Here is a 26,669-nt window from a genome sequence, read left to right as displayed (position 1 = left end):
TGTGGACAGCCTCTGCGTTGGTTTTAAAAGAAAATGTGCTGGCACACGTCTTGCGCGGGGCGGTCGTCCGGAATTTCAACTTCGGCCCCGGACCATTGGGAGAGACGTGATGCAGACCAAGGCAGGACAAGTGTTGAGCTGGATGGCGGCCTTAGGCTGCGCCTTATGGGCGTGCACGGCCGCGTTCGCTCAATCGACCGCCGAGAACCCGGTGAAGATCGGCGCGATCGTCGACATGACAGGCGTCTACTCGCGGCACGGCGGGCCGGGCATGGTGGCTGCGGTCAAGATGGCGGTCGAGGATTTCGGCGGGCGCGTCAACGGCCGCCCCATCGAGGTGCTCTCGGCCGATTACCAGAACAAGGTGGACGTGACCTCCGGCGTCGCCCGGCGCTGGTTCGATTCCGACGGCGTGGAGATGGTGATCGAGTCCACCGACAGCGCGTCCGCGCTCGCCCTGTTCCGGCTCGGCGCGGAGAAGAAGCGGGTGATCATCGGCGCCGGCTCAGCCACCACTGCGCTGACCAATGCCGGATGCATGCCCTACGGCATCCATTACGTCTACGACACCTACGCGCTGGCCACCGGCACCGGCTCGGCCATCGTCAAGGAGGGCGGGAAGTCATGGTTCTTCATCACCGCCGATTATGCCTTCGGGCACGCGCTTGAAGCAGACACCAGCCGCGTGGTCGTGGCGGACGGCGGCAAGGTGGTCGGCAATGTCCGCGCGCCCCTGTCCTCGACCGATTTTTCCTCCTACCTGCTGCAGGCGCAGTCGTCGCGTGCGCAGGTGATCGGTCTCGCCAATGCGGGGGGCGACTTCGTGAATTCGGTGAAGCAGGCGAGCGAGTTCGGCGTCGTCCAGGGCGGCCAGAGCCTCGCCGCCATGCTGGTGTTCATCACCGATGTGAAGGCGCTCGGGCTCGATGTGGCGCAGGGCCTGAAGTTCACCACCGGCTTCTACTGGGACCGGGACGAGGCGAGCCGCGCGTTCGCGAGGAAGTATTTCGCGCGGACGAACGCCCAGCCCTCCATGGTCCAGGCGGGCGCCTATTCGGCGACCATGCATTATCTCAACGCGGTGAAGGCCGTCGGCTCGACCGATGCCGAGAAGGTCTCCGAGTGGATGAAGGCCAACAGGATCAATGACTTCTTCGCCCAGAACGGCACCATCCGCGCCGACGGGCGGATGGTGCACGACATGTTCCTGGCCCAGGCCAAGACGCCGGCGGAATCGAAGGGCGAGTGGGACCTGATGAAGATCCTGCGGACGATCCCCGGAGACGAGGCGTTCAAGCCGCTGGCCGATTCCAGCTGCCCGCTCGTCAAGAAGAGCTGAGCGCGCTGCCTCCCGCGTTCAGGCGCGGGAGGCCATCTCGCCGAGCTTCTTGTAGAGGTAGGACCTCGAGATTCCGAGCTCCTCCGCCACCTTCTTCTTGTTGCCCTGGTGCCGCTCCAGCGCCTCGCGGATGAGCGCGAGCTCCACATTGCCGACGGTCTGGCGAATGGTGGCGGAGCCGGCGACGGGCGCCGGCGCGGCAACGGAGGCGGCGGGCTCGGCCTCTTCCAGGGCGCGGAAGTCTCGGGCGGTGAGCTCGCCGCCATCGGCGAAGATCATGGCGCGCTGCACCTCGTGATGGAGCTGGCGCACATTGCCCGGCCAGGAGACGCCCTGCAGCAGGTCCAGCGCCTTGGGGTGCACCCGCCGCACGCTGGAGCCGATCCGCTGGCCGATCCTCTGCACGAAATGGCGTACCAGCAGCGGGATGTCCGAGGCGCGCTCGCGCAGGGGCGGAACCCGCAGGGTGACGCCGTTGATGCGGAAGTAGAGATCGGCGCGGAACTCGTCCTCGGCGATGAGGCGCTTGAGGTCACGGTTGGTGGCGCTGATGAGCCGGAAATTGGTGGTGCGCGCCCGGTTGCTGCCCACGCGCTCGAACCCGCCGCTCTCGATCACCCGCAGCAGCTTCACCTGCGTTTCCAAGGGCATGTCGCCGATCTCGTCGAGGAAGAGGCTGGAGCGGTCCGCCATCTCGAACTTGCCGGCCCGGCCCTCGCGCCGGGCGCCTGTGAAGGCGCCTGCCTCGTAGCCGAACAGCTCGCTTTCCACCAGCGTCGCGGGCAGGGCGCCGCAATTGACGACCACCATCGGCCGCTGCACCCGGCGGCTGAGATTGTGGATGGCGTGGGCCACGAGCTCCTTGCCCGAGCCGCTTTCGCCGGAGACGAACACCGGCACGTCGAGTGGCGCCACCTTGCGTATGTCCTGCTTGAGGCGGCGGATCGGCTCGCTCTCGCCGACGATCTCGTCGAGGCCGAACGTGCGATGCCGCAGGCCCACGAGCTCCTTCTTGTAGTAGTCCACCTCGGCGCGCAGCGAGGAGATCTGGCGCGAGAGCTCGTGCACCTCCTCCGGCGCCTTGAACATCACGCGGCCGATGGCGCCCACGATCTCGCCGTCGCGCAGGATCGGCACGCGGTTCACGACCCGCGTCACGTCGCGCATTTCCTGCACCTGGCCGATCTCCGCCACGCCGTTGCGGGCGACGACGTGGAGGCGCGTGTTCTCGATCACCTCCTCCACGGAGCGCCCGACCGCGTCGCCGCGCGCGTGGCCGAAGAAGCGTTCGTGGACGGGGCTCAGATAGCGCAGCACCGCCTCGCGATCGACCACCGTGATCCCCTCGTAGGGGTTGGTGAGGAAGTGGTGGAAGATGTCGAAGGCGATGTCGACGCTCATGATGAAGTCCACCAGCGTGGACGAGTTGTCCTCGGCGTGGACAAGCACAGCCGTCATGTTGTCGCGCGCCGGACCGGACACCGCCACGTAGGACTGGCCCGCATGGGCGAGGGTGGAGATCCGCCGGTCCCTGCCGGGCCCTTTCATGTGCGCGGCCACGGCCTCCGCCAGCCCGCTGCCCTGCGCTGACGCGGCGGCGTAGGCGAGTGCGCCCTTGGCATCAAGGACGACGATATCGAGGGGAGCGTTCATCCCGATTCCAGTGTTTTTCTTGAGGACACAACCTTGGTCCGAGTGTCCCTTCCGCAAACATCTAGCCAGAGCGGCAACGACTGGGCAAGCGAGAAATTCTCACGATTTCGGACACTTCAGCCTATTGGCACAGCGCTTGCTCATTGCACTGCGTCCAACTGGTGCCGACCATGAATATTGCGAAAACCCCTAAGCCTGATCTGAGCGCATCCCACCATGCGGAGCGCACGGGCGCGGATGGCGGCCTGCCGGCGGCGAGCCTGCCCGAGGGGCGTGCCAACGAGGGGTTCCGCATTCTCGGCGACGTGCGGGTGCTGGATCTCACCACCTCCATCGCCGGCCCGTACGCCTCGATGCTGCTCTCGGATTTCGGCGCCGAGGTGATCAAGGTGGAGCGTCCGGGCGGGGACGACGCGCGCCATTGGGGCCCGCCCTTCCTCGATGGGGAATCGCTCTGGTTCCTGGCCGTGAACCGGAACAAGAAGAGCGTCGTTCTCGATCCCGCCGGCGCGCATGGCCGGGCGGTGCTGGAGCGCCTGCTCGACAAGGCCGACGTGGTGGTCGTCAATCAGCTGCCCGCGGCGCAGCGCAAGCTGGGGCTGGACGCGGCAACGCTGCGCGAGGCGCGTCCCGGCCTGATCCATGTCTCCATCACCGGCTTCGGCCTGTCCGGCCCGCGGGCGGCCTTGCCCTGCTATGACCTCATCGCCGAAGGCTACAGCGGGGTGATGGATCTCACCGGCCCGGCCGAGACCGAGCCGCAGAAGGTGGGCGCCCCGGCCGCCGACATGCTGGCCGGCGCCGATGCCGCCATGGCCGTGCTGGCCGCGCTGCACCGGCGCGCTGCGACCGGGCAGGGGGCGAGCATCGACATCTCGCTGACCGAAAGCATGATTCGCTTCATGTCGCCGCGCATGGTGCCCTATCTCGGCTCGGGGGAGGTGCCGCGACGCTCCGGCGGGCGCGACAGCGTGATCGCGATCTATCAGGCGTTCGACACCCTCGACCTGCCGTTGACGCTCGGGCTCGGGAACGATGCCATCTGGCGGCGCTTCTGGGAGGCGGCCGGCCATCCCGAGGAGGGCGCGCGCCCCGACCGCGCCACCAATGCCGATCGCCGCGCCCGGCGGGCGGAGATCGTCGCCCGCATCCAGGCGATCCTGCGCACCCGTCCGCGCGCGGAGTGGCTTGAGCGGCTCGCCGCCGCGCGGGTCCCGGCGGGGCCGATCTACCGTCTGGACGAGGTGGTGCAGGATACGCACTTCCAGGCGCGCTCGACATTCTTCCGCATCGCGGACGCCGGCCACGACATTCCCCAGGTGGGGCTCGGCATTCAGCTCGACGGCGCCCCCGCCGGCTTCTTCACCCGCCCGCCCCACCTCGGCGAGCACACCGAGCCGGTGCTGCGCGATCTGCTCGGATATGATGACGCGGAGATCGGTGCCCTGCGCGCGCAGGGCGTCATCTGACGCCGGAACCGGCCCAGAACCATAAATCAGCAAGGAACGCCTTCTCATGCCCTACGAGACGATTCTGTACAGCGAGGACGGCCCCGTCGGCACCATCACGCTGAACCGGCCGGACGACGGCAACATGTTCAACGCCGTCATGTGCCGGGAACTGCGCGACTGCATCGAGACCATCCGCAACGAGACGCGGACGCGCGTCGTGGTCCTCACCGGCGCCGGCGACAAGTTCTTCTGCACCGGCGGCCGCAAGGACGGGCTCGAGAAGACCAACCTCTATGCCGGCGTGCTGCCGACGCTGGAGATGTACGATGCCATCGAGCGCCTGCAGAAGCCGGTGATCGCCTCGGTGAATGGCTTCGCGGTGGGCGGCGGCAACGTGCTGCAGATGGTCTGCGACCTCGCCATCGCCAAGGAAAGCGCCGTGTTCCGGCAGGTGGGGCCCATGGTCGGCTCGTTCGACGCGGGCTACGGCACGTGGTTCCTGGAGGATCTCGTCGGCAAGCGCCGGGCCAAGGAGATCTGGTACCTCAACGAGAAGCTTACCGCGCGCCAGGCGCTGGAGTATGGCCTCGTCAACAAGGTGGTGCCCGACGATCAGCTCGCCGCGGCCACCCGCGACATGGCCCTCACCGTCGCCGATCGCGGCCCCCTCGCCATCGCCTCGCTGAAGGCGGCGTTCTCGGCGCGCCATTCGGGCGTCGGCGGCCTCGCCCGCATGGCGCACGACCTGCTGCTGCGCGGCTATCTGGAGACCGACGAGGCGCACGAGCTGGCCGAATCCTTCGCGCAGCGCCGCAAGCCCGATCCCGCCCGGTTCGGCAAGTAAGGCGGGGCGGGCCATGCAGCCGACCCTCCTGACCCTCCACGATCCCGCGACCGCCCGCGGCTATTACGCCAGCGGCCAGTGGCGGGAGGAGACGCTGTACGACCGCGTCGCCGCCCATGCCGCGGCGCGGCCCGACGGCTTTGCCCTGCGCGACGGGCGCGTCCGCCTGCGCTGGGCCGCGCTGGTGCGCTGGGTGGATGCGGTGGCGGCGGATCTCGCCGCGGCCGGGCTTCGGCGCGGCGACCGTGTGGGCGTGTGGCTGCCCAACCGGGTCGAGGCGACGGTGGTCTTCCTCGCCTGCTCGCGCGGGGGCTTCGTGTGCGTGCCCTCGCTCCACCAGAACCACACGGTGGGGGAGGTGGCGACGCTGATGGAGCGCTGCGGCGCGGCGGCCCTCGTGGCCCAGCCGGGCTGGGGCGCCGATGCCGACCGCCACGACATCCTCGCCGCCGCGCTCGCCTTGCCGGCCATGCGGCGCGTCTATGTCATGGACGGCACGGCGCCGCTGGCGTCCGAGCGCATCGCCGCCTTCCCCGGCAAGAGCGGACCCGCGCCGGCCGAACCGCCGGTGGCGAACCCGGACAAGATCGTCTACCTCGCCTTCACCTCCGGCACCACGGGCCAGCCCAAGGGGGTGATGCACTCGGACAACACGCTGCTCGCCAACGGCCGCGCGCTGGCGGGGGACTGGGGCCTCGGTGCGGACGGGGTCATCTATTCCCTCAGCCCGCAGAGCCATCACATCGCCACCGTCGCGCTGGAGCAGATGCTGGCCTCCGGGGCCGAGCTGGTGGTGAACGACCTGCCCAAGGGCGCAAGCCCCCTCGATCGGATCGTCGAGACGGGGGCCACCTACGTGATGGGCGTGCCCACCCACGCCATCGATATCTTGGGCGAGATGGAACGCCGTGGCCTCGACCGCATGGGCACGGTCAGGACCTTCTACATGGCCGGTGCCGCCATTCCCATGGAGGTGGCACGGCGGTTCCTCGCGCTCGGCATCACGCCGCAGAACATCTACGGCATGACCGAGAACGGCTCGCACCAGTACACGCGGCCGGATGATGACGTGGAGACCATGGTCCGCACCTGCGGCAAGGCCTGCGCGGCCTACGAGGTGCGGATCTTCCGTCCGGAAGCGCCGGACCTGGAGGCGCTGCCGGGGGATGTCGGCGAGATCGGCGGGCGCGGCGCCTGCCTCATGCTCGGCTATTTCGGCAACCAGCCGGCCACCGAACGCTCCTTCAATGCAGGCGGCTGGTTCCTGTCCGGCGACCTCGGACGCTTCGACGACCGGGGGAACCTGGAGATCGTCGGCCGCTCGAAGGACCTCATCATCCGCGGCGGGCACAACATCTATCCCTCGCAGATCGAGGATCTCGCCATCCGCCATCCGGCGGCGTTCAAGGTCGCGGCGTTCCCGGTCCGGGACGACCGGCTCGGGGAGAAGGTGTGCCTCGCCGTGATCGCCCGGGAAGGCGCGCGGATCGAGGCCGAGGAGATGCTGGCGCACCTCTTCGAGGCGGGCCTCTCCAAATACGACATGCCGGAATTCTTCATCGCGATGGATGCCTTCCCCCTCACCGCCAGCGGCAAGGTGCTGAAGCGGGAGATGGTGGAGCAGGTGCGCGACGGTCGGCTCTCGCCGCATCCGGTGCGCTTCCGGGCGCCCGAGCCGCCCCTCGCCAAAGGCGCCTGACAAGGACGAGCGCACATGGTCAATCTCACACGCGACGGCGACCTCGCCGTCATCACCCTCGATCGGCCGGAGGCGCTGAACGCGCTCTCCTTCGCCATCATCCGCGACATCGGCGCGGCCATTGATGCGGCGGCGGACTGGGACATCCGCGCCCTCGTCTTCACCGGCGCGGGCGAAAAGGCGTTCTGCGCCGGCGCCGACATCAAGGAGCTGATCGGCCGCGAGCTGATGGCCGAGCGCTCCGGCGCGGAGCTGGGCCAGCGCACCTTCGCCAGGCTCGACACCTTCAAGGTGCCGTCCATCGCCGCCATCAACGGCTATGCCTTCGGCGGCGGGCTGGAGCTGGCCATGGCCTGCACGTTCCGCATCGCCGCGCCACGGGCGAGGATGGGCCTGCCGGAAATCAAGCTCGGCCTGATCCCCGGCTATGGCGGAACGCAACGCCTGCCGCGCCTGGTGGGCGAGGCGAGGGCGCTGGAAATGGTGCTCACCGGCCGCACCGTCGGCGCCGAGGAAGCGTTCGCCATGGGTCTCGTGAACCGGCTGGCCGAAGGCGACGTGCTGGCGGCGGCGAAGGCGTTCGCTGCGGAATTCACCGGCTACGGCTTGCCCGCTCTGTCCTTCGCCCGCGAGGCGGTGCAGCGCGCGCTCGGCACCCCGCTTTCGGAAGGCCTGCGCATCGAGGCCGATCTGTCGACCCTTGCCTACCGCACCCACGACGCCGCCGAGGGGCTCGCGGCCTTCGTCGACAAGCGCAAGCCCACCTTCCAGGATCGCTGACATGGCTTCCCGCACCATCTTCCTCACCGGCGCCAGCCGGGGCATCGGCGCCGTGGTGGCGCTGGAGCTTGCCCGCCGCGGTCACCGCGTGGGCTGCTTCTCGCGCCGGGGGACCGGGCCGGAGGGCCTGGAGATCCCGCCCGCTCTGAAGGACCACCTCGTTCCCTTGCAGGGCGACGTGAGCGACGCCGCCGCCGTCGCCGGCGCCCTCGAAGCCTTCGCCCGCATCGCCGGCCCGGTGGACGGCATCGTCAACAACGCCGGCGTGCACGTGAACGGCCGCTCGGAGAGCCAGCCGCTTGCGGAATTCGACGAGGTGATGCGCACCAACGCGACGGCGACCTTCTCGGTCTGCCAGAAGGCCTATCCACACCTCGTGGCGGCGGGTGGCGGGCTGATCGTCAACATGGGCTCGTTCTTCGACAAGCTCGGGGTGAAGCACAACACCGCCTATTGCGCCTCCAAGGCGGCCGTGGCGGCCATCACGCGCTGCCTTGCGGTGGAATGGGCGCCGAAGAACATCCGCGTCGTGACGGTCGCGCCCGGCTACATCGAGACCGACCTGAACAAGGAGTTCCTCGCCTCGGACAAGACGCGCGCCTTCCTCGCGTCCCGCATCCCCACCGGCGGCCCGGCGGGGGCGGAGCAGGTGGCCCGTCTCATCGGCAGCCTGTTCGACGAGCCCATCCCCTTCCTGACCGGCGAGACCATCTATCTCGATGGCGGCCAGGGCATGGCCCACTGACGGCGGAGGCACACATGACCGTCATCTCCCGCCTCGACACCCTGCTCGGACTGCCCGAGGACGAGGCCCTGCTGCTCGACAACGTGCGCGATTTCGCCCGCAGCGAGATCGCCCCGCGCGCGGCCCACCACGACGAGACCAAGGAATTCCCCTGGGAGAACGTGAAGGGCATCAATGCCCTCGGGCTCAACGCCATGTTCGTGCCGGAAGCCTATGGCGGGGCGGGGTTGTCCTATCTCGCCTATCTCGCCTGCGTGCGGGAAATCTCCGCCGCCTGCGCGTCGACCGGCATCATCTGGGCCACCAACTTCCACGCCATCAAGCCGGTGATCGACTTCGGCTCGGAGGAGCAGAAGCAGCGCCTCCTGCCGCGCATTGCCGAAGGCGGCCTCGCCGCCCTGGTCATCACCGAGCCGGATGCGGGCTCGGATGCCACCGGCATGCGCACGAAGTTCACGCCCGAGGGCGATGACATCGTGGTGAGCGGGTCGAAGACCTTCATCACCAATGGCGACGTGGCCGACGTCTACGTGGTGTTCGGCAAGTGGTCTCAGACCGACGACCCTAAGGCCGCCATCTCCTGCCTCGTCATCGAGAAGGGCACGCCGGGTCTGTCGGTGGTGCGGCTGGAAGACAAGATGGGCCACCGCGCATCCTCCACCGCGACGCTCGCCTTCGACAACTGCCGGGTGCCCAAGGCGAACCTCCTGCGCGGCCCTGGCGAGGGCCTCAAGCTGCTGCTCGCCTCCCTCAACAAGTCCCGCCCTTCGGTGGCCGCGCACGCCCTCGGCATCGCCCGCGCCGCGTTCGAGGAGGCGACCGGCTACATCAACGGCCGCCGGCAGTCCGGCAGGAAGATCATCGAGTTCCAGGGCATCCAGTTCCTGCTGGCGGATCTCGCGAGCGAGCTTGCCCTGTGCGACTCGTTCCTGATGCAGGTGGGGCGGATGGTGGATGCCGGCATCTCCGACATCGGCATCGAGGCGTCCATCCTGAAGATGCGCGCCTCCGACCTCGCCATGCGCATGGCGACAGAGGCCGTGCAACTGCATGGCGGCTACGGATACGTCAAGGAATACAAGGTCGAGCGCCTGATGCGCGACGCCAAGATCACGCAGATCTGGGAAGGCACGAACCAGATCCACCGCCAGCTCATCGGCCGCAGCTTCATCGAACGCTGAGAGACCTCACATGACCGACAGGATCACCATCGGCGTCGCCGGCTCCGGCACCATGGGCACGGGGATCGCCATCGTCGCCGCGCGCGGCGGGTTTCCCACCATCATCTACGACATCGACCAGGCGCGCGCCGACGGCGCGGTGGCGCAGATGAGGGCGTTCTTCGCCAAGTCCGTCCAGCGCGGCAAGCTCGCCCAGGAGCAGGTCGACGAGATCATGGGCCGGGTGTCCGCCACCAGCGACATCGCGGCCATGGCGCCGTGCGGCCTCGTCATCGAGGCGATCTTCGAGGAGCTGGAGGTCAAGGGGAAGCTGTTCTCCGCGCTCAACGCGGTGTGCGGGCCGGAGACGCTGTTCGCCTCCAACACCTCGACCCTCTCCATCACCGAGATCGCCGCCAAATCCGGCCGCGACGACCGCTTCGTGGGCATGCATTTCTGCCTGCCGGCGCAGCTGATGAAGCTGGTGGAGATGTCCCCCGGCATCAACACCTCGCCGGAGAGCTTCGAGGCGGCCTGGAAGATCTGCGAGGCGATGGGCCAGCGTCCGGTGAAGACCCAGGACGCGCCCGGCTTCATCCTCAACTACTTCCTCGTTCCCTTCAACAACGACGCCATCCGCCTCGTGGAGGAGGGCGTCGCCGAGCCGGCGGAGATCGACAAGGCCATCAAGGGCGCGCTCGGCTACGCCATGGGGCCGATGGAGCTGCTCGACCTCGTGGGGCTCGATACCCAGGTGCTGCTCTGCGAGGCGCTCCATGGCGTCACCCACGAACCGCGTGCCGCCTGCCCCCCTTTGCTGCGCCGCATGGTCGCCGCCCGTCGCCTCGGCCGCAAGACCAAGCGCGGCTTCCTCTCCTACGAGACCGCCGCCATCTTCGGAGCCTGATGCCATGTCCTCGTCCGCTCCCACCCATCGCGTGATCCAGACCGGCGACAGCCGTTCCTTCCCCGAGGCGCACCCGTTGCTCGCGGCGGCATCGGCTGAAGGCGACGTGCTGGTGCTCGCCGGCACCGGCGCGGGCCGCGCCTTCGCCGAGGTCGCCGATACGTCGGCCCATGTGGCCATCCTGATCGAGCTCGGCACCGAGTGCCTCGGCGTCCATACCGGCGAGAGCCGGGGGGAGGAGGGCTCGAACGTGCTCGGCTTCGCCCGCTTCCGCCTCGGCGATGCCAGGCCTTCCGATCTCGTGGAGATCGTGCGCCAGCCGAACACGGCCCCGGCCGCGCTGGCGGCGGCTCGGGCGCTGTTCGAGGCGCACGGGCTGAAGACCGCGGTGTGCGGCGACTTCCCCGGCCGGATCGTCGACAGGCTGGTGCGGCCCTATTACAACGCCGCCCTCGGCCGGCTCGATGCGAAGCTCGCCACCGCCTCCGACATGGACCTGACGCTCAGGCTCGGCCTCGGCTATCCGGAAGGTCCCATCGAGCTACTGGAGCGCACCGGCCTTGCCGCGCACCACGACGTGACCTCGGCGCTGCACGAGGCGCTCGGGAACCCGGCCTATGCCCCCGCGCGGCGCGCGCAGGTGGCCAAGGCGCGCCAGCTGAAGGGGAGGGCATGATGCGGCCGCTGGAAGGTCTCCTCGTCCTCGATTTCTCTACCCTGCTGCCGGGACCGCTGGCGAGCCTCGTGCTCGCCGAGGCCGGCGCCCGCGTGGTGAAGATCGAGCGTCCCGGACGGGGCGACGAGATGCGCTCCTACGAGCCCAGGGTGGGCGAGGACAGCGTGAATTTCGTCATGCTCAACCGCGGCAAGCAGTCCATCGCCATCGACCTGAAAGCGCCGGACGCCATCGAGCGGCTGAAGCCCCTGCTCAAGACCGCGGACGTGATCATCGAGCAGTTCCGCCCGGGGGTGATGGACCGCCTCGGCCTCGGCTATGAGGCGGTGCGGCGGCTCAATCCCAAGCTGGTCTATTGTTCCGTCACCGGCTGGGGCCAGGCCGGTCCCAAGGCGCAGGTGGCGGCGCACGATCTCAACTACATGGCGGAAACCGGCGTGCTCGGGCTCTCCGCCGGCGCGGATGGCGCCCCCGTCCTGCCGCCGGTGCTGGCGGCGGACGTGGCCGGCGGCACGCTGCCGGCGATCATCAACATCCTGCTCGCCCTGCGCCAGCGCGACCTGACCGGCTACGGCTGCCATCTGGACGTGGCCATGGGCGACAACCTCTTCACCTTCCTCTACTGGGCGCTCGGCGAAGGCTTCACCGGCAACGGCTGGCCGCAGGGCGGGCAGTCGCTCGTCACGGGCGGAACGCCCCGCTACCAGATCTATCGCACCAGTGACGGCCGCTATCTGGCGGCGGCGCCGCTGGAGGACAAGTTCTGGGAGAACTTCACCGCCATCATCGGCCTGCCGGATCAGCTGCGCGACCCCGCCGCCCCGGCCGAGACCGTGAAGGCCGCCGTGGCGGAGCGCATCGCCGCGCGCACCGCCGAGGAATGGCGCGCCGCCTTTGCGGGCAAGGACGTGTGCTGCTCCATCGTCGCCACGCTGGAGGAGGCGGTGGCCGACGCGCACGTCGCCGCCCGGGGCCTGTTCGCCCACACCCTGAAGGCGGACGGACGCGAGCTGCCGGCCCTTCCGGTCCCGCTCGCGCCGGTGTTCCGCCCGGCGGCCACCCGCGCCTGCGCCCCTCGTCTCGGCGAGACCGTCGATCCCCTGCTTTCCGTCTGAGGACGTTTCCATGCTCAGCTTTCGCGTACACGAGCACGGCGCCCCTGCCGCGCTCCGCCTCGACACGTTGCCGGACCTGCGGCCTTCGGCGGGGCAGATGGTGGTCGATGTGAAGGCCGCGGGGATCAACTTCCCCGACGTGCTGGTGGTGTCGGGCAAATACCAGATCCTGCCGCCCCGTCCCTTCACGCCCGGCAAGGATCTCGCCGGCGTGGTGCGCGAGGTGGGAGCTGGCGTCACCGGTTTCGCACCCGGCGACCGCATCATGGCGCAGGTGGAGCATGGCGCCTTCGCCGAGCAGGCGACGGTCACGCCGGCGCAGAGCTACAAGCTGCCGGACGGCCTCTCCTTCGAGGCGGCCGCGGCCATGGGCCTTGTCTACCAGACCGCCCATTTCGCGCTGGTGGAGCGTGGCCAGTACAAGCGCGGCGAGACCGTGCTCGTGGGTGGTGCAGCCGGCGGCGTCGGGCTCGCCGCGGTGCAGATCGCCAAGGGCCTCGGGGCCAAGGTGCTGGCCGGCGTGCGCTCGCCGCAGGAGGCGGAGGCGGTGCGCGCGGCGGGCGTCGATGCGGTGATCGACCTCGCGGGCCCCGACCTGCGGGAGAGCGTGCGCGCCCAGGTCCACGCCGCCACCGACGGACGTGGCGCCGATGTGGTGCTCGACCCCCTCGGCGGCGACTTCTTCGGCGCGGCCCTGCGCGCCATGGCGTGGTGCGGCCGGCTGGTGGTGATCGGCTTTGCCGCGGGCGACATTCCCACGCTGAAGGTCAACTACCTGTTGTTGAAGAACATTTCGGTCTGTGGCCTGCAGTGGTCCGACTACCGCGACCGCGCGCCCGAACGCGTCCAGCAGGTGCAGCAGGAGCTGTTCGACCTGTGGCGGGCGGGGGCGGTCATCCCCCGGATCATGCGCGCGCTGCCCTTCACCGGCTTGCCGGAAGCGCTGGATCTGGTGGCGCAGGGCAGGGTGCAGGGCAAGGTCGTGGTCTCGTTCGCGGGGGGCGGAAAATGAGCGTTCTTCCAGCATCGTGCACGGTCGGAGTGATCGGCGCGGGAGCGATGGGGGCCGGCATCGCGCAGGTAGCGGCGCAGGCGGGGCACAGCGTGCTGCTCCATGACGCGCAGGAGGGCGCGGCCGAGAAGGGGCGGTCCGGCATCCTCGCCGGCCTGGACGGGCTCGTGCGCAAGGGCAGGCTCGCGCCGGAAGAGCGCGACGCCGTCGCCGGCCGCATTGCGGTCGCCCCTTCCCTCGATGCCCTCACGGGCGCCGGGCTGGTGGTGGAGGCCATCGTCGAGAAGCTGGAGGTGAAGCGGCAGGTGTTCGCCGCGCTCGAGGCGGTGGTGGCGGCAGATGCCATCCTCGCCTCCAACACCTCCTCCCTCTCCATCACTGCCATCGCCGCCGGGCTGAAGCATCCGGAGCGCGTCGCCGGGCTGCATTTCTTCAATCCCGCGCCGGTGATGAAGCTGGTGGAGATCGTCGCCGGCCTCGCCTCCGGCCGCGTCGTGCTCGACACCCTGTTCGCGACCGCCGAAGCCTGGGGAAAGGTGCCGGTGCATGCCACCTCGACGCCCGGCTTCATCGTCAACCGGGTGGCCCGGCCCTTCTATGCCGAGGGCCTGCGCCTCCTGGAGGAGGGCGCCGCCGACCCCGCCACCCTCGATGCCGTGCTGCGGGAGGCCGGCGGCTTCCGCATGGGGCCGTTCGAGCTGATGGACCTCATCGGCCACGACGTGAATTTCGCGGTGACGAGCTCGGTGTTCCAGGCCTATTTCTGCGACCCGCGCTACCGCCCGTCCCTGACCCAGCAGGAGCTGGTGGCAGCCGGCTGGCTGGGCCGCAAGTCCGGGCGCGGCTTCTATGACCATGCGGCCGGCGCCGCGCCCCCCGCGCCGGCAACGTTGGCGCCCCAGCCGGCCCCGCGCGCCGCGACCATCGAAGGCGACCTCGGCCCGGCCGAGCCGCTGGTCGGCCTCTGCGAAGCCGCCGGCATCGCGGTGACGCGGGTTTCGGGCGCCGGCCGCATCCGGCTGGACGGGGCGCGCCTCGCCCTGACCGACGGGCGCACGGCGACGGCGCGCGTGGCCGCTGGAGAGCCGTCCGATCTGGTGCTGTTCGACCTCGCGCTTGACTATGCGAGCGCCCGCCGCATCGCGCTCGCCCCGGCGGATCAGGCCGGCGAAGGGGCACGGGCGGCGGCGGCCGGGCTGTTCCAGGCGATCGACAAGGCGGTGTCGGTGATCGACGACGTGCCCGGCCTCGTGGTGCTGCGCACCGTCGCCATGCTCGCCAACGAGGCGGCTGAGGCGGCTCTTGTGGGCGTGGCATCCCCCGCCGGCATCGACCGGGCCATGACCTTCGGCGTGAATTATCCGCGCGGCCCGCTCGCCTGGGCCGACGCGGTGGGGCCGGCACGCATCCTCGCCGCGCTGGAGGCGCTGCAGGCGGCCTATGGCGACGACCGCTACCGGGCTTCGCAATTCCTGCGCCGCCGCGTCGCGTCCGGGCGCACGCTCGCAGGGTGAGCCTCGGCCGTGCTCCCTCGGGGCCGCATGGCCGCGGGCTGGCGTCGGTCCCATGCCCCTGATGGGAGGTGATGCCGCGCAGGAGGCCCATGGCGGTCCTTCCCCGCAGGCTGACCGGCCCGCGGCCATCGGGCGGAGGGCATCTGCCGCGTGGACGGGGGATCGGCACCTGTTCCCGGGAGGTCAGACGTTCCGTTCACGCCGGGGTCGAGCGGGCTCCCCGGCCGCTGCCGCCGGCGCGCCCACCGCTCCGGTCCGGCCCGACGGCCGGGCGCTCAGGACCCGTGCTGCGCCAGGGCCTTCGCGGCGGTCACGTGGGTGAGGGCGCGCGGCAGCAGGACGGCGAGACGGGCGCCCCAGGCGGCCTGCTCCTCCGGTCGGGCAAGGAGATCCTGCCGGATCTCGATGCCCACATGAAGGATGCCGCGTTGCTCGCCATGCACGGGGATGGTCCAGTCCGTCGCGTCTCCGACATCATAGGGCTCGTTGTCACCCACCGTCAGTCCGTCCTCGCCCCGCAGCACCTCCAGCAGGGTGCGCGCGAGCCGGCTGTCGCGGTGATGCAGGACACCGGCATGCCACGGGCGCCGCATGCCGCCGAACACCGGCGTGAAGCTGTGCATGGCGATGAGCACCGCGGGTCGTCCCTGCGCCTGTCGGCGGTCGATCTCGGCGGCGATGGCGCCATGATAGGGCGCGAAGATCTCGGCCGCGCGCGCAGCCCGGCCGGCGGCATCAAGGCCGGTGTTGCCGGGGATCTGCGTGCCGTCGCTGGCCTCGGGGATGGACTGGGCGGTGCCGGGCGGCCGGTTGCAGTCGATCACGAGGCGAGAATAATTCTGTTGAATGAGCGTGGCATCGAGTAGGCCTGACAGCGACCGGCACACGCCGGCGATGCCGAGATCCCACGCAATGTGACGCTCGCGGTCCGCCGCGGACAGGCCGAGCGTGCCCAGAGACCGGGGAAGCTTGTTCCCCGCATGATCCGCGACGATGAGGAACGCGGATGCCCCGTGGGCATTGAAGACCGTGACCGGCTGCATCTCGTCCGCTGCCAGTACGCAAGAAGTGCCGCTCACGTCAGAAGGCCCTTTCCCGGCCGCGCCACTCACGGGACGGCTCCGCCCCGCACCATATCCCACCGAGGCGCGGCACGCCCGCGCTCGCCGAGGCCCCGATGCTGATTCATGCTGGTTACGAGATTTCCTACAATTGCCCGGCGCCGACGCCGATGATCCTCACGCTGAGCGTCCATCCCTCGCGGATCAACGATCTCGTGAGTCTCGACCGCGCGCTGTTCGACCCACCGCTCGCCGCCAACACCTACCACGACGGCTTCGGCAATTTCTGCCACGTCATCGAGGCGCCGGCCGGGGCGCTCACCATGCGGACGGATTTCGTCATCCGCGACAGCGGCCTGCCGGACGATGTGGCGCCGGATGCGCCCCAGCATGCGCTCGGCGACCTGCCGGTGGACGTGCTGCTGTTCCTGCTCGGCAGCCGCTATTGCGAGACCGACCGCCTCGGCAGCTTCGCCTGGGCGCGGTTCGGCCATGTGCCCAAGGGCTGGCCGCTGGTACAGGCCATCTGCGACTTCGTGCACGGGCACATCGCCTTCGACTATGCCCACGCCAGCCCGCTGAAGACCGCCTTCGACGCCTACACCAGCCGGCAGGGCGTGTGCCGCGACTTCGCCCACCTCGCCATCACCCTGTGCCGCTGCATGAACATTCCGGCGCGCTATTGCACCGGCTATCTCGGTGACATCGGCGTGCCGCCCGATCCCGCGCCCATGGATTTCAGCGCCTGGTTCGAGGTCTATCTCGGCGGGCGCTGGTACACGTTCGATGCCCGCCACAACACCCCGCGCATCGGCCGCATCCTGATGGCGCGGGGGCGCGACGCCACCGACGTCGCCATGGTGACCTCGTTCGGCCCCTCGACGCTCTCGGGCTTCAAGGTGGTGACGGCGCAGACCGCCTGAGATCGCTCATCGCCTTGCGGGCCGTCATTGGATAGACTGACGCGACCGGCCGTGCCGGTGTCCGGGCGATCGGCCATAACGTGGCCGGGGATTCGTGACGACCTTCAGATTGGATGTCTTTTGCAGGTTCTCGTTAGGGACAACAATATCGAGCAGGCCCTCAAGGTTCTCAAGAAGCGTATGCAGCGGGAGGGCGTCTTCCGGGAAATGAAGCAGCGGCGCGCCTACGAGAAGCCCTCGGAGCGGCGCGTGCGTGAGCACGAGGAGGCGGTGCGCCGCCATCGCAAGGCCGCGCGCAAGAAGGCGCAGTGGGAAGGTTCCATCGCCTCGCCCAAGCCGCGTGTGCGCAAGCCGGCGGGCGCGGCCGCACGCTGAGGCCTGCGGCCGGGCGGGGAGCGCACATCCCACCGCCCGGCTGTCTGCCTTCGGCTTGTGCCGTCAGTAGAAAGGCCGGGCTAGCCGCGCGCTTGCGAGGCGCGCGCCATCTGCTGCGAGGGCTTCGACCACCCAAGTATAGACCCCGCCGACGCACGGCGCCGGGTAGGGCACCGCACCCCTGGACACGAAGCCGCGGGGCGGTACCTGTACATCGCCTGCCCCCAGCGCGCTGCCGTCGGGGCTGATCAGGGTGAAGCGCAGCCGTGCGGCGCCCGTCGGCACGTTCTGCACCTCGAACTCCGGGCTGCCTGCGTTGGCCGCGCACAGCGGCGTGCCGATCCAGGTAAAATCCAGCGTCAGGTCCGCCGCGCGGGCGTGAACGGGGCCGGTGAGGATGGGACCCGCGATCGCGCAGAAAAGACAGGCAAGCAGCCGCACAATTCTCATCACAATCCCTTCACGCTCATCGCTGAGACCGAGATATTCATAGCAGAGCAAATCTCTGCCGGACGGTGGAAAGCATGATGGGTTTGACTTTTATGTGCGATAAGCCAGCTTTCCCCCGCCACGTTGTGCTAGGTTTGAGGACATGGATACGAAATTCGAAACCAACGGCTGGGTTGAATTCATCGCTGGCTTCCGTTCCCCGACAGGGCGGTTCCAGATCGTGCGGGTCCTGCCGTCGGACACCGACGAGCCCAGCTATCGCCTGAAGGGCGAGCGAGAAGCCTTCGAACGCGTGGCGCGGCAATCCCAATTGCGCCCCTGCGAGGAAGCATAGGCTTCATTTCAAATGGTTGCCCTTGCTATCGCCATAATAGTCTCCTATGTTTAGTTCGTCTGAATTTGACGGCTGATTTTCCGGCGCCTCGCTGCGTCAGACGATAACTCCCTTCAATTTCTACCATCTGTTCAGCCGGCTGACGCTGGCAGAGCATTCACGCGCGATTGAAAGGAAATCGTCATGAATATCGGAACCGTGAAGTGGTTCAACGCAACCAAGGGCTTTGGCTTCATTCAGCCTGACAACGGCGGCACGGACGTGTTCGTGCACATCTCCGCCGTCGAGCGGGCCGGAATGCAGGGCCTGACCGAGGGGCAGAAGCTCCAGTTCGACATCGTCCGCGACAGCAAGTCCGGAAAGAGTTCGGCCGGAAATCTTCAGGCTGCGTGATCGCGATCCGGCGGACCACGGATGTACTGGCCGCCGAACCGATTGCCTGAGGCACTCCACGACAAGGCTTCATCTCTTTGAGGTGGAGCCTTTTTGTTTTGTCACGGCGGTATCCGGCTTAGAGGATTTGACGTATCCGTGGTATAATGGATTATAATACCCATAACCACGCATCAAAATCTTCGTTCCAGTGCCGACAATCGGCGCCAGCTGGAAGAATCCGTCGACCGCGCCATGGCGCGCTACAGGGGCGACTTCGAGGCCGTCCGCGAGAAGACGGCCCGGCTGCGCGCCGAGCGGGAAATGCGCGAGGCGGAGGAGGCCGCTCCCCCGGCCACCGACCGGGTGCGCCGACGGAAAGCCTGACGGGCGCCCGCCGGGCCTGTCGTGGTCTCCCCGGCCGCGGATGAAGCTTGGGCCGATCCCACCGCTTGGACGCTGCAAAGGCACCTCCGCAAGGACGAGCGCATCTCCACGAAATGCGCGGTCGACATCGCGCCGGATCGCCATGACCTGTCCGCATGGACAGCACGAATGCCAGCGGTGCGCTCGACGGCTTGACGCTGCCGGGCCGCGAGGCTACCCGTTCGAGCGCAGGCGCCCTGCGCGCGCTGCCGTAGGCGTTACCGTCATCCAACGCGTCCCCGTCGAGAGGATCCCAGCTGGGAGGTCTCGATGCGAGAGACGCTGGAGATGACGACAGCCAAAGCCGCTGGACCGTCTTCCGGCCTCTCCCTGATCGGAACAGAGAGGCAACCACCATGAAGACGACAGGCAACACGGTTCTCATCACTGGCGGCACCAGCGGCATCGGCCGCGCGCTGGCCGAGGCTCTGCACGACCGCGGGAACACGGTCATCGTCACAGGGCGTCGGCAAGCCCTGCTCCAACAGATCGTCGCGGCTCGCCCTGGCATGGTGGGGCTGCCTCTCGACCTGAACGATCTGACCTCGCTGCAGCAGGTCGCGGCCATCGTTCGGGAGCGCTTCCCGACACTGAACGTCCTGGTGGCGAATGCCGGCATTTCACGACCTGAGGACATGATGGCGCCGGACTGGAACACGGCAGGCGCCGAGACGATCGTTGCCACGAACATCCTCGGCGTGCTGCGCGTCATTGCGGCCTTTCTGCCCCTGTTGAAGCAGCGGCGGAATGCGATCGTCATGGCGACGAGCTCGGCCCTCGCCTTCGTGCCGCGCGCCGACTTTCCGACCTACTGCGCGAGCAAGGCCTTCCTGCATTCCTGGCTTACATCGCTCAGGCACCAGCTGCGAGCGGTCCCGATAGAGGTGCTCGAATTGTCGCCGCCCTATGTCCGGACAGAGCTGACCGGCGCGCAGCAAGCCTCGGATCCGCGAGCGATGGCGCTCGACGCCTATGTGGCGCAGGTGCTGGACCTGCTCGACCAGGGAAATCACCCGCGGGGCGAGATCCTGCTGGACCGTGACAAGCCGCGGCGATGGGCCGAAAGAGACGGTTCCTACGACACCGTCTTTGCGGCGTTGAATCCCGGCTAGCGCGACGCTTCCCCGACGATCGTTCAGGCGGCGGCATCCCTCGGCTATGACGGCTCGGCCCGGCGCAGTCGCGACTTCAAGCGGCACGTCCGACGGCCGGCCTCGGAGGGGCCGGCCGCCTGCATACCGGCGAGATCATGTGGGGCCCTCGCGGGCCAACGGCCGGTTGCCGGCGCCGCGGCTGATCGTCCGCCGCGGCGCCGCTGGCGCGCTGTCTCTCCGCCGGAGGCCCCCTCATCGGGACGAGCGCTTGACGATCAACCTACCAGAAGGTAGACAGGGCCATGGGGAACCTGTCTACGAAATCTGACGACATCTTGGCTTGCGCACGCGCTCTCATCGTTGCCGGCGGCTACAATGGGTTCAGTTATGCCGACATCGCGGATGTGGTCGGGATCCGCAAGGCGAGCATCCATCATCATTTCCCAACCAAGGCCGACCTGGTCCGAACGCTCGTCGCGCGCTACCGGGCGGAAGCCGAAGCGGGGATGGCGAATCTCGAGCTTCAGGCGCCGGGTGCGCTTGAAAAGCTCCGGTCCTACGTTCGGTATTGGGAAGCATGTATCGCCGATGCCAGCGCTCCATTTTGCGTCTGTGCCTTGTTGGCAAGCGAGATCCCCGCCCTACCCGAGGAAGTCGGCCTGGAGGTTCGGGCGCATTTCCGCTCCCTTTCGGCGTGGCTGACCTCCGTGATCGAGCGCGGCGCGCGACACGGGGAGCTTTATCTGGCGAATACTCCGCGTGCCGAGGCCGAAGCGTTCATGGCTGCGGTTCACGGCGCGATGCTTTCCGCGCGGGCCTATGGTGATCCGAAGATGTTCGGCTTCGTGACGGGCCTGCTCCTGGACCGGCTTGCTTCGCGAGAAGAGCCGCGGCGGTGAAGGTCGCGGCCATCATCGAGTTGACAGCCGATTGGCTGGTCCAAGTGTGATGTGGCCAGCGGAAGGACGCATCTTGCCCTTAAAAACTACCGACTAGTTGGATGGTATATAGACGGAGATGGGAATGTTTGCGATTTCACCGCTCGGCTGGGTTCATACGCTCGGTAGCCTGCCGGCCATTCCGCTGGCGGCCTATATGTTTGCCCGCCATGGCCGGATCGTGCCTCGGTCGATACCCGGCGTCGCCTATTTCGTTTCGATGATGGCCGGCGCTGTCACCGTGTTTCTCGTCGCGCACCAGCCGGTGAGCTACGGCATCGGCGCGGCGACGATCCTGTTCCTGCTCGCCGGATACGGCGTCGGTCGTATTCGGCTGCTGGCGCGCGCCGGCAGATATCTCGAAACATTCTTTCTCAGCCTCACGGCGTTCCTGCTGATGGTGCCCACCGTCTCGGAGGTCCTGCGCCGCGTTCCGGACGGCCATCCCATGGTGACCGACCTGCGCTCGCCGCTTCTGCTCGGTGCCCAGGCCAGCCTCCTCGGCCTCCTCATTGTTGGCCTGACCGCCCAGTTCATTTATTTGCGCCGGGTGGGCAAGCGGTCGGCCTTTGCCGCGCCAGGCATCGCGTCGATCAAATGATCTGGGCGCTCAGAGGGTCGTGCCGCGGCGGCTTTGCTGAGGATCGACTGCAATGTGCATCACTTCGGCAGGATCAAGGGGCGATGCCGGGTGACGTGCCCTCCATTTTCCAACCGGTCACACGTCAGGGCCGACTGAGTTTCGGGTTGCGAGGGTCTCCTGCCGGAGGCCCGGCATTGCCGACAGCCGGTTGATGCGGTTCGCCGCGCTCCGGTCCGAAAGCGGTTTGCCGGGTGGCGCACCGGCGCGGTCACGCCTGATGCCGCGCCGGCCTGTCATTCCGGGCGGCAGCCGGCGGGCCATCCGGCGTCCGCGGTGGCCCCTCCCTCCGCGACGAGCCAGCGCGCGAGCGCTTCCATGTTCCGCGGATTGCGCGTCGCCCTGCGCCGGACGAGGTAGAAGCCCATATCCAGCTCGACCGCCGCCCCCAGCACCCTGAGGCGGTCGGAGGCGAGATGCGCGTCGAGATAGCGGGCATCGGTAAGGACGATGCCCGCCCCCGCCAGGGCCGCCTCGAGCGCCTGCGCCCTGTTCTCGACCACGACGCCGCCCTCCGGGGGCGTGTCCTTCTGCCCCGTCTCCCGCCACCACCGGGGCCAGTCGCGATAGCGGGCGCGGGCGCGGATGAGCGGCCAGGCGGAGGAGGGCGCGCGGTCGAGCGCAAGGCCTGGGGCCGCCGCGGGGACCAGCGTCTCGCGGAACAGCAGCGTCGCATCCACGCCCGGCCAATCGCCCGCCCCGTTGCGGATGGCGCAGTCCACGTCCTCCTCATCGAGGTCCACCACCCTCTGCGTCGTGAGCACGGCGATCTCGATGCCGGGATGCGCGCGCTGGAACCTCGGCAGACGCGGCAGCAGCCAGTTCGCGGCCAGCGTGTTCACCGTCGACAGCCGGATCTGCCGGCGCCGCCGCTGCAGCGGCGCGACGGCCGCCTCTATCTTCCCGATGGCATCGCCCATGGCGGCGAGCAGGGCGACGGCGTCGTCGGTCAGCACACAGATCCGCCCGGTCCTGGCGACCAGCTGCGCCCCGAGCTCGGCCTCCAGATCGGCGATGCGGTGGGAGAGCGCCGACCGCGAAATGCCCAGCGCCTCGGCGGCGGCTCCCTGGCGCTTGTGCCGCGCAAGCGCATCAAGGGCGGCAAGGCCACGCAGCGACGGCAGACCGGACGACATGGGCCTTCCTCTTCCCCGGCTCGCACCGACCGGACAGAATGGTGAGAACTTCTCACCAATTTGAGCGCAAACATCCGCTAGTTTCCAGCAGGGATGAACACCCAGGAGCACTTCATGACAGCGCCCGCGCCGCTCGCCGCGATGGACGTGCCGCCACGCCGCAAGCCCTCGAACTACCCCGCGCCATTCGCGGCGCGCATGTCTGGCCGGGAGAAGCGCCAGCTCGGCGACGCCTTCGGCCTCTCGCGCTTCGGCGTGAACCTCACCACGCTGGCGCCCGGGGCGCAGTCCGCCCTGCTCCATCGGCACACGCGGCAGGAGGAGTTCGTCTACATCCTCAGCGGCACGCCCACCCTGCGCACGGACGAGGGGGAGTTTGCCCTCCGCCCCGGCATGTGCATCGGCTTCCCTGCGAACGGGCGGGCGCACCACCTCGTCAATCGGAGCGGGGAGGACGTCAGCTACCTTGAGATCGGCGACCGGGACCCGCAGGACGCAGGCGAATATCCGGAGGACGACCTCGTGGCGCGCTTTTCCGCGCAGGGCTGGTCCTTCACCCGCAAGGATGGGACGCCGTGGTGAGGCACGCATGATTTCCCACGTGAACGTCGGAACCAATGACATTGCTGCCGCCAGGCGCTTCTATGATCCGCTGATGGCCCGCCTTGGCTGGCGTCTGCGCTTCTCAAACAGCGCGGGCGGCCGGGCGGGGTGGGAGCCGGCGTCAGGAGGCTGGCCCCTGTTCCTTCTGGGTCGCCCCCACGACGGCGGCCGGGCCACGTCCGGAAACGGCGCGATGGTCGCCTTCCTCGCGCCGGATCGCGCCACCGTGGACGACATCCACCGCATGGCGATCACCGCCGGTGGCGCCGACGAGGGCCCTCCCGGCCTGCGGCCCCACTACCATCCAAACTATTACGGCGCCTACTTCCGCGACCTCGACGGTAACAAGATCTGTGTCTGCTGCCACGCGGCCCAGGAGGCATGAGCCATCCCGAGGAACCGACCATGACGCTCACCAGAGAACGGATGCTCCATCATGCGGACGCCTGGATCGCGGCCTGGAACAGGCGCGATGTCGAGGCGGTCGCATCCGCCTTCACCGACCATGCCCGCTTTCGCAGCCCCTTCGCCCTGGAGTTGACGGGATGCTCCACGCTCGATGGCCGGTCGGCGATCGAGGCCTACTGGCAACAGGCGCTGGCGCGGATCGATCGCATCGAGTTCCGCCTGCTCTCGGCCATCTGTGATGAGCCCGCCCAGCGCATGGTCGTCCATTACGAAGCCACCCTCGGCCATACGACGCGCCGCGCCTGCGAGATCTTCGTCTTTCGCGGCGGGATGAAGGTCGAGGCGGAGGCGCTTTATGGCGACACCTTTCCCCTTCCGGGCGGGGATTGATCGCCCCGCGCCTGCGCCTGCGTCAGTCCTCCCAGCGGGAGGCGGGCGGCGGCACGGCCCGGGGTCCCTGGCCGATGGCGACGCCGGCCATGATGACGGCTGCGGACAGGATCAGGCCCAGGTCCGGCCCCTCGCCCAGGATGACGGCGGCAAGGCCGATGCCGACAGCTGGGGTCACGAGAACCCCGAGCGCCGCCGTGGCCGCCGGGACTCTGCGGTTCACCACCGTCATCGCCCAGTAGCCGAGGGCCGTTCCGATCACCCCGTTATAGGCGAGCGCCAGGAGCGCGGGCGTGCCGATCCGCATGGGCGGAGGCCCCTCGACCAGGAAGGCCAGGGCCGCAAGCACGACGGTCGCGATGCAGCACTGCCAGGGCAGGAGCTGGAGGGGCGTCGCCGTCCAGCGGTGGGCACGTATGGCGATGATGCTCACCGACCAGCACAGCGCCGCGAGGACCGGCAGGGCGTGGCCGAGCACGGCTGGCCTGCTGCTCCAGTCGATGGCGCCCGGGCCGGCCAGCAGCAGCAGGCCGGCCATGCCGAGCCCGATGCCGGCGGCCTGCCGCGCGGTGACCCGTTCCCGCAGGATGAGGAAGGCGGCCGGCGCCACCCACAAGGGCGTCGTGTAGCCGAGCACGATGGCCCGCCCCGCCGGGACGAGCGTCAGCCCGGCGGTCATCAGGGCTGCGAACGCGACCATGTGGAAGAGGGCGATGACGAGGACGATGGACCAGTCCCCCCGCGGGGGAAGCGCGAGCTGCCGCGTGGCCAGAAGGGCGGGAAGGAGCACTGCGACTGCCATCGCGGTGCGTATGGTCACGGCCCACAGGGGCGGAACATCCGCCACCGCGAGCTTCATGACCACCCAGTTCAGGCTCCAGGCCAAGACGACAAAGATGAAGAGCCCGACGGTGGACAGGAACTGCCCGCGAGGCGGCCATGCCGGCCCGGCGGACGAGGGCGCGTGCGGAGATGTCATGAAGCGGCCGGCGCCTCGATCGAGCCTCACGCGAACTGCTCGCCGTGGCCGACGGACCAGTTCTCCCTGGGCGCATCGGCGATAACCACGAACACGTCCTCGGACCGGATTCCCGGGCTGGCGCCGAGCAGGTCGGCGATGCGCCGGAACAGCACCTTCTTCTGCTCCGCCGTGCGCGTGTTGAAGACGGTGATGTTGATGTAGAGGAGATCATCGCTCCTGTTCACGCCGAAGGCCGCGCCATAGCGGAAATTGCCGGGCGCGTGCTCCGAGATGGTGATGAACTGGTCGTCCTCCGGCACGTCGAGCGCCTCCCGCAAGGCCCGGTAGAGGCTGTCTAGGATGGCCTGCCGATAGGCTTCGGGCTTTCCGGCGCGCATCGAGACGTGAATGAGCGGCATGAGCGGTTCTTTCCTGTGGTCCGCTCAGAGGTTAGGCGTGAGCCATTCATTTTGAAATCTTATGATATTGAATATCAGAAATAAGATCTGGCAATGGCGACGCGCCCCGCCTTGGCACGATGCGCCGCCCTAGGTGGCTCACCCCACAATGCGATGGCGCTGGTTTGTCACCATCGGAAAGGGGCCCGCCAATCGGCTGCTCCTTGAAGGGGCGCCAAGGCCACGCACATTGTGCGATCAGAGCTGCAGCGATGAAGCTCCGGTCGCGGAGCGCGCGTGGCGCTACGGGGTCAGCGCGAGCATCGCACGGACGTGGCGCTCCCGCTCGACGGCGGGGGGTGAGCCGCGGGGGCCGAACAGCGCCGAAGCTGCGTCCTGTCCGCCGTGGAAAGGGCTGCGATCGTCCCGTTCCGGGCAGAGGCCCGCCGGCCGCCGGATGAATTTTTCCTTGCCATGAAGGACGTCATCCGCAGGGGTGGGATCCCTTTATCGCGAGCGCGCGTCTGCCGATGCGCATCAGGATATCGACGTGTCGGTAGCCGCAGGAGCGATGGGCGTGCCCGGCATCTTCCTGGAGGGATTGCGACGCTGCATCACGACGTAGCTCCCCCCGCCCACCAGCAATCCGGCAAGCCATGAAAGGTCGATGCCGCCGAGCGCGAGGGCGATGGGGCCCTGCGCCAGCTCGATGGAGCCCATCTGGCACGACCATGCGGCCACAACGCCGAGACCGAGCGCGGATATGCCGGCCCAATTCACGTCGCCATGGGGGCAGGTGTCGTGAGGTTCATAAAGTGCGGGCACGTCCACGCGGCCACCCCGCAGCAGGAAGAAATCCGCAAGGGTGATGCCGGCCCGCGGGCTGATCCAGACCACCATCGCAACCATCGCATTCTCGAACGAATGCGCGAAGTCGCCGGACTGCAGGAAGAGATAGAGGATGATCACCGCGACCAGGTCGGATGCCACGGAAACGGTCCAGCGCGGCAGGCGCACATCGAGGGCGAGCGTTGCGAGCGCGGCGGAGTAGATGACGACGATGTTGGTGGCGATGGGGCCGTGGAGCAGGACCAGCAGAACCGGAAGCGCCATCACGCCGAACGCCGTGATGATGAGCTGGGCGGGGTCGGAGCCGGCGCCGCCGGACGCGATCGCCGCGCCGAGAAACGAGAGCCAGATGGTGGGCACGAACATGCCAAGGAAGGTCGCGCCGAAAACCTGCCGGCCACTCAGGCAGGTTCGGG

The 26,669-nt window shown here is 68.6% G+C and carries 30 protein-coding genes; 22 read left to right on the top strand and 8 right to left on the bottom strand.

Annotation, left to right across the window (positions count from 1 at the left end; genetic code table 11):
* Nucleotides 1–142 precede the first annotated feature (142 nt).
* Nucleotides 143–1,339, top strand: coding sequence for an ABC transporter substrate-binding protein (locus V5F49_RS04675; protein ID WP_394116249.1), 1,197 nt, complete (start codon nt 143–145; stop codon nt 1,337–1,339).
* Between the two features lie 18 nt (nt 1,340–1,357).
* On the opposite strand, the gene V5F49_RS04670 is transcribed toward V5F49_RS04675, so the two are convergent.
* Entirely contained in the window at nt 1,358–2,992 is a 1,635-nt protein-coding gene (locus V5F49_RS04670) for a sigma-54 interaction domain-containing protein (RefSeq protein ID WP_394116250.1), read from the bottom strand.
* Between the two features lie 170 nt (nt 2,993–3,162).
* On the opposite strand from V5F49_RS04670, the gene V5F49_RS04665 reads away from it, so the two are divergent.
* The 11 genes from V5F49_RS04665 to paaH are packed head-to-tail and all read left to right on the top strand — an operon-like array spanning nt 3,163 to nt 14,895.
* A complete protein-coding gene (locus tag V5F49_RS04665) occupies nt 3,163–4,461 on the top strand; it encodes a CaiB/BaiF CoA transferase family protein (protein WP_394116251.1) in 1,299 nt (432 codons plus the stop codon).
* A gap of 46 nt (nt 4,462–4,507) precedes the next feature.
* Nucleotides 4,508–5,287: an enoyl-CoA hydratase-related protein gene (locus V5F49_RS04660; protein ID WP_394116252.1), complete on the top strand. Its 780-nt coding sequence runs from the start codon at nt 4,508–4,510 to the stop codon at nt 5,285–5,287.
* 13 nt (nt 5,288–5,300) lie between these two features.
* Entirely contained in the window at nt 5,301–6,986 is a 1,686-nt protein-coding gene (locus V5F49_RS04655; protein WP_394116253.1) for a class I adenylate-forming enzyme family protein, read from the top strand.
* 15 nt (nt 6,987–7,001) lie between these two features.
* Nucleotides 7,002–7,766: an enoyl-CoA hydratase/isomerase family protein gene (locus V5F49_RS04650; RefSeq protein WP_394116254.1), complete on the top strand. Its 765-nt coding sequence runs from the start codon at nt 7,002–7,004 to the stop codon at nt 7,764–7,766.
* A gap of 1 nt (nt 7,767) precedes the next feature.
* Nucleotides 7,768–8,511: an SDR family NAD(P)-dependent oxidoreductase gene (locus V5F49_RS04645; protein WP_394116255.1), complete on the top strand. Its 744-nt coding sequence runs from the start codon at nt 7,768–7,770 to the stop codon at nt 8,509–8,511.
* A gap of 14 nt (nt 8,512–8,525) precedes the next feature.
* On the top strand, nt 8,526–9,692 hold the full coding sequence (locus tag V5F49_RS04640) for an acyl-CoA dehydrogenase family protein (protein ID WP_394116256.1): 1,167 nt from the start codon (nt 8,526–8,528) through the stop codon (nt 9,690–9,692).
* Between the two features lie 10 nt (nt 9,693–9,702).
* Nucleotides 9,703–10,578, top strand: a complete 876-nt coding sequence (locus tag V5F49_RS04635) for a 3-hydroxyacyl-CoA dehydrogenase family protein (RefSeq protein ID WP_394116257.1) — start codon at nt 9,703–9,705, stop codon at nt 10,576–10,578.
* A gap of 4 nt (nt 10,579–10,582) precedes the next feature.
* Nucleotides 10,583–11,254 carry a 3-hydroxyacyl-CoA dehydrogenase family protein gene (locus tag V5F49_RS04630; RefSeq protein ID WP_394116258.1) on the top strand — a complete coding sequence of 224 codons (672 nt, stop codon included), beginning with the start codon at nt 10,583–10,585 and terminating at the stop codon, nt 11,252–11,254.
* On the top strand, nt 11,251–12,369 hold the full coding sequence (locus V5F49_RS04625) for a CoA transferase (protein ID WP_509210745.1): 1,119 nt from the start codon (nt 11,251–11,253) through the stop codon (nt 12,367–12,369). The genes V5F49_RS04630 and V5F49_RS04625 overlap by 4 nt, the downstream gene beginning before the upstream one ends.
* Before the next feature lie 10 nt (nt 12,370–12,379).
* Nucleotides 12,380–13,381 (top strand): NADPH:quinone oxidoreductase family protein, encoded by a 1,002-nt coding sequence (locus tag V5F49_RS04620; RefSeq protein ID WP_394116260.1) that lies wholly within the window; start codon nt 12,380–12,382, stop codon nt 13,379–13,381.
* Nucleotides 13,378–14,895 (top strand): 3-hydroxyacyl-CoA dehydrogenase PaaH, encoded by a 1,518-nt coding sequence (gene paaH, locus V5F49_RS04615; protein ID WP_394116261.1) that lies wholly within the window; start codon nt 13,378–13,380, stop codon nt 14,893–14,895. Before V5F49_RS04620 ends, paaH begins: the two co-directional genes overlap by 4 nt.
* A 275-nt stretch (nt 14,896–15,170) precedes the next feature.
* Here paaH and V5F49_RS04610 read toward each other — a convergent pair whose 3' ends face one another.
* Nucleotides 15,171–15,974 (bottom strand): N-formylglutamate amidohydrolase, encoded by an 804-nt coding sequence (locus V5F49_RS04610; RefSeq protein WP_394116262.1) that lies wholly within the window; start codon nt 15,972–15,974, stop codon nt 15,171–15,173.
* A gap of 98 nt (nt 15,975–16,072) precedes the next feature.
* On the opposite strand from V5F49_RS04610, the gene V5F49_RS04605 reads away from it, so the two are divergent.
* Both V5F49_RS04605 and rpsU read left to right on the top strand, forming a co-directional pair.
* Nucleotides 16,073–16,879 carry a transglutaminase-like domain-containing protein gene (locus V5F49_RS04605; RefSeq protein WP_394116263.1) on the top strand — a complete coding sequence of 269 codons (807 nt, stop codon included), beginning with the start codon at nt 16,073–16,075 and terminating at the stop codon, nt 16,877–16,879.
* Between the two features lie 120 nt (nt 16,880–16,999).
* Nucleotides 17,000–17,254, top strand: coding sequence for a 30S ribosomal protein S21 (gene rpsU / locus V5F49_RS04600; RefSeq protein WP_394116293.1), 255 nt, complete (start codon nt 17,000–17,002; stop codon nt 17,252–17,254).
* Nucleotides 17,255–17,317: 63 nt separating this feature from the next.
* On the opposite strand, the gene V5F49_RS04595 is transcribed toward rpsU, so the two are convergent.
* Nucleotides 17,318–17,755: a hypothetical protein gene (locus V5F49_RS04595; protein WP_394116264.1), complete on the bottom strand. Its 438-nt coding sequence runs from the start codon at nt 17,753–17,755 to the stop codon at nt 17,318–17,320.
* A 91-nt stretch (nt 17,756–17,846) separates the two neighbouring features.
* On the opposite strand from V5F49_RS04595, the gene V5F49_RS04590 reads away from it, so the two are divergent.
* Nucleotides 17,847–18,038 (top strand): hypothetical protein, encoded by a 192-nt coding sequence (locus tag V5F49_RS04590; RefSeq protein WP_394116265.1) that lies wholly within the window; start codon nt 17,847–17,849, stop codon nt 18,036–18,038.
* Between the two features lie 183 nt (nt 18,039–18,221).
* Nucleotides 18,222–18,431, top strand: coding sequence for a cold-shock protein (locus tag V5F49_RS04585; RefSeq protein ID WP_394116266.1), 210 nt, complete (start codon nt 18,222–18,224; stop codon nt 18,429–18,431).
* 69 nt (nt 18,432–18,500) lie between these two features.
* On the opposite strand, the gene V5F49_RS04580 is transcribed toward V5F49_RS04585, so the two are convergent.
* Nucleotides 18,501–18,941 carry a hypothetical protein gene (locus V5F49_RS04580; protein ID WP_394116267.1) on the bottom strand — a complete coding sequence of 147 codons (441 nt, stop codon included), beginning with the start codon at nt 18,939–18,941 and terminating at the stop codon, nt 18,501–18,503.
* Between the two features lie 251 nt (nt 18,942–19,192).
* Here V5F49_RS04580 and V5F49_RS04575 point away from each other — a divergent pair, with 251 nt between their 5' ends.
* From V5F49_RS04575 to V5F49_RS04565, 3 genes are all read left to right on the top strand, one after another.
* Nucleotides 19,193–19,948, top strand: a complete 756-nt coding sequence (locus V5F49_RS04575; protein WP_394116268.1) for an SDR family oxidoreductase — start codon at nt 19,193–19,195, stop codon at nt 19,946–19,948.
* A gap of 284 nt (nt 19,949–20,232) precedes the next feature.
* Nucleotides 20,233–20,829: a TetR/AcrR family transcriptional regulator gene (locus tag V5F49_RS04570; protein ID WP_394116269.1), complete on the top strand. Its 597-nt coding sequence runs from the start codon at nt 20,233–20,235 to the stop codon at nt 20,827–20,829.
* Nucleotides 20,830–20,953: 124 nt separating this feature from the next.
* Nucleotides 20,954–21,469 (top strand): hypothetical protein, encoded by a 516-nt coding sequence (locus V5F49_RS04565; protein ID WP_394116270.1) that lies wholly within the window; start codon nt 20,954–20,956, stop codon nt 21,467–21,469.
* Nucleotides 21,470–21,744: 275 nt separating this feature from the next.
* On the opposite strand, the gene V5F49_RS04560 is transcribed toward V5F49_RS04565, so the two are convergent.
* Nucleotides 21,745–22,644 carry a LysR substrate-binding domain-containing protein gene (locus tag V5F49_RS04560; protein WP_394116271.1) on the bottom strand — a complete coding sequence of 300 codons (900 nt, stop codon included), beginning with the start codon at nt 22,642–22,644 and terminating at the stop codon, nt 21,745–21,747.
* 114 nt (nt 22,645–22,758) lie between these two features.
* On the opposite strand from V5F49_RS04560, the gene V5F49_RS04555 reads away from it, so the two are divergent.
* Genes V5F49_RS04555 through V5F49_RS04545 form a run of 3 tightly spaced genes read left to right on the top strand, consistent with a single transcriptional unit; the run spans nt 22,759 to nt 24,045 of the window.
* Nucleotides 22,759–23,226 carry a cupin domain-containing protein gene (locus V5F49_RS04555; protein ID WP_394116272.1) on the top strand — a complete coding sequence of 156 codons (468 nt, stop codon included), beginning with the start codon at nt 22,759–22,761 and terminating at the stop codon, nt 23,224–23,226.
* A 7-nt stretch (nt 23,227–23,233) separates the two neighbouring features.
* Complete coding sequence (locus V5F49_RS04550) at nt 23,234–23,632, top strand: VOC family protein (protein WP_394116273.1); 399 nt, start codon at nt 23,234–23,236, stop codon at nt 23,630–23,632.
* Nucleotides 23,629–24,045 (top strand): nuclear transport factor 2 family protein, encoded by a 417-nt coding sequence (locus V5F49_RS04545; RefSeq protein WP_394116274.1) that lies wholly within the window; start codon nt 23,629–23,631, stop codon nt 24,043–24,045. Before V5F49_RS04550 ends, V5F49_RS04545 begins: the two co-directional genes overlap by 4 nt.
* Nucleotides 24,046–24,067: 22 nt before the next feature.
* Here V5F49_RS04545 and V5F49_RS04540 read toward each other — a convergent pair whose 3' ends face one another.
* The 3 genes from V5F49_RS04540 to V5F49_RS04530 form a co-directional block, all read right to left on the bottom strand.
* Entirely contained in the window at nt 24,068–25,024 is a 957-nt protein-coding gene (locus tag V5F49_RS04540; protein WP_394116275.1) for a DMT family transporter, read from the bottom strand.
* Between the two features lie 26 nt (nt 25,025–25,050).
* Complete coding sequence (locus V5F49_RS04535) at nt 25,051–25,425, bottom strand: tautomerase family protein (protein WP_394116276.1); 375 nt, start codon at nt 25,423–25,425, stop codon at nt 25,051–25,053.
* A 516-nt stretch (nt 25,426–25,941) separates the two neighbouring features.
* A complete protein-coding gene (locus V5F49_RS04530; protein ID WP_509210775.1) occupies nt 25,942–26,658 on the bottom strand; it encodes a cytosine permease in 717 nt (238 codons plus the stop codon).
* Nucleotides 26,659–26,669: the final 11 nt, after the last annotated feature.

The organism is Xanthobacter lutulentifluminis (assembly GCF_043194675.2).
In the GTDB taxonomy this organism is placed as follows: domain Bacteria; phylum Pseudomonadota; class Alphaproteobacteria; order Rhizobiales; family Xanthobacteraceae; genus Xanthobacter.
This window is presented reverse-complemented; position numbering and strand designations above follow the sequence as displayed.